Here is a 1,740-nt window from a genome sequence, read left to right as displayed (position 1 = left end):
CTGGTCGAGCGGGACCGCGAGCACCTGGCCCGGGTCGAGAGCCGGGACAACGGGAAGCTGCTGCGCGAGACCCTGGGCGTGGTGGGGAACCTCCCCCGCTGGTTCCACTGGTTCGCGGGCGCCGCGGACCGGCTGACCGGGACCACCGCGCCCGCCGCGAACCCGAACTACCTCGTGTTCACCACGCGCGAGCCCATCGGCGTCGTCGCGGCCGTGGTGCCGTGGAACGCCCCGCTGATCCTGCTCACGATGAAGATCGCCCCGGCGCTGGCCGCGGGCTGCACGGTGGTGGTCAAGACCGCCGAGCAGACCACGGCGTCTGCCCTCGAGCTGGCCAGGCTCACCAAGGAGGCCGGGCTCCCCGACGGCGTCCTCAACATCATCACCGGGGAGGGCGCCACGACCGGCCGCGCACTCGTCCGGCACCCGGGGGTGGACAAGGTGTCGTTCACCGGGTCCACCCGGGCCGGCATCCAGGTCATGCAGGACGCGGCGGAGCACCTCGCCCCGGTCACCCTGGAGCTGGGCGGCAAGTCCGCCAACGTCGTCTTCGCCGACGCCGACCTCGACGCCGCGGCCAACGGCGTCATCGCCGGGGTGTTCGCCGCCGCGGGCCAGATGTGCATCGCGGGCGGGCGGGTGGTCGTCGAGCGCTCTGTGCACGACGCCCTGCTCGAGAAGGTCGCCGCCCGCGCCCGCACCATCAAGCTCGGGAACCCCTTCGACGCCGACAGCGAGATGGGGCCGCTGGCCACCCGCGAGCAGCGCGACCGCGTGCTGGACATGATCGCCGCGGCGGAGGGCGAGGGCGCCCGGCTGGTGTGCGGCGGCGGAGCGCCGGACGGTGACGGGTTCTTCGTCGAGCCCACCGTCTTCACCGGCGTGACCGGTGACATGCGGCTGGCGCGCGAGGAGGTCTTCGGACCCGTCGCCGCGGTGTTCGGATTCGACACCGAGGAGGAGGCCGTCCGGCTCGCCAACGACACCGAGTACGGCCTCGCGGGCGGCGTGTGGACGAAGGACCTGCAGCGGGGCCTGCGGATGGCGCGCGCCGTGCGGGCCGGGACGGTGTGGCTCAACGCCTACCGAGTGCAGGACGCCGCCGTGCCGTTCGGCGGCACCAAGGCCAGCGGCTTCGGCCGGGAGAACAGCGACGAGGCCCTGCACGAGGTCACCGAGGTCAAGTCCGTCTGGGTCGAGCTGTCCGGTCAGACCCGCGACCCCTTCGTGATGGGTTAGGAGCGCACCATGACCCTCCGCAACGACACCGCACGCGCCGCGGTCCTCCGCGAGTACGGCGCCCCCTTCACCGTCGAGTCCTTCCCCCGGCCGGAACCGGAGCCCGGGGCGCTGGTGGTCGACATCGACGCCGCGACCGTCTGCGGCTCCGACGTGCACGTCTGGCTGGGGCACATGGCGGGCAGGCTGCCGATCTCCCTGCCGCTGATCCTCGGCCACGAGATGGCCGGGACCGTGACGGCGATCGGCGCGGGCGCCGACGTCGACAGCCTCGGCACCCCGGTCCGCGTCGGCGACCGGGTCGTCTGGGCCCACACCCCGTGCGGGCGCTGCTACCAGTGCACCGTGGAGCGCGAGCCCACCCAGTGCACCGCCCGCTACATCGGCTACCTCAACGACTGCAGCAAGCCGCCGCACTTCACCGGCACGTTCGCCGAGGTCGGGTACGTGGTCCCGCGGGCGGGGCGGCTCGTCGTCCCCGAGGGCGTGACGAGCCCGTGG

General features: G+C 73.5%; 2 protein-coding genes. Both read left to right on the top strand.

What is annotated here, in order from left to right:
• Positions 1-1,239: aldehyde dehydrogenase family protein (locus H5J29_RS31490; RefSeq protein ID WP_181784571.1), on the top strand; the 1,239-nt coding region annotated here is incomplete at its 5' end.
• A 9-nt stretch (positions 1,240-1,248) separates the two neighbouring features.
• Positions 1,249-1,740: alcohol dehydrogenase catalytic domain-containing protein (locus tag H5J29_RS31485; RefSeq protein ID WP_181784570.1), on the top strand; the 492-nt coding region annotated here is incomplete at its 3' end.

Source organism: Pseudonocardia pini (assembly GCF_013870575.1).
GTDB lineage: Bacteria > Actinomycetota > Actinomycetes > Mycobacteriales > Pseudonocardiaceae > Pseudonocardia > Pseudonocardia pini.
Note: the sequence above shows the minus strand (reverse complement) of the source record. Positions and strands in the feature narration are given on the sequence as shown.